At 52.1% G+C, this 445-nt stretch carries 1 rRNA gene; it reads left to right on the top strand.

The annotated features are described in order from the left end of the window. Positions 1–3 precede the first annotated feature (3 nt). Positions 4–445, top strand: a 16S ribosomal RNA gene (locus tag E4T88_RS17480); the annotation flags it as partial.

The following is a 445-nucleotide window of genomic DNA, read 5'->3' as shown; positions in this document are numbered from 1 at the left end:
TCTTTTATGGAGAGTTTGATCCTGGCTCAGGATGAACGCTGGCGGCGTGCCTAATACATGCAAGTCGAGCGAACAGATGAGAAGCTTGCTTCTCTGATGTTAGCGGCGGACGGGTGAGTAACACGTGGGTAACCTACCTATAAGACTGGGATAACTCCGGGAAACCGGGGCTAATACCGGATAATATATTGAACCGCATGGTTCAATGTTGAAAGACGGTTTCGGCTGTCACTTATAGATGGACCCGCGCCGTATTAGCTAGTTGGTAAGGTAACGGCTTACCAAGGCAACGATACGTAGCCGACCTGAGAGGGTGATCGGCCACACTGGAACTGAGACACGGTCCAGACTCCTACGGGAGGCAGCAGTAGGGAATCTTCCGCAATGGGCGAAAGCCTGACGGAGCAACGCCGCGTGAGTGATGAAGGTCTTAGGATCGTAAAAC

This window comes from Dysgonomonas mossii, assembly GCF_004569505.1.
Lineage (GTDB): Bacteria > Bacteroidota > Bacteroidia > Bacteroidales > Dysgonomonadaceae > Dysgonomonas.
This window is presented reverse-complemented; position numbering and strand designations above follow the sequence as displayed.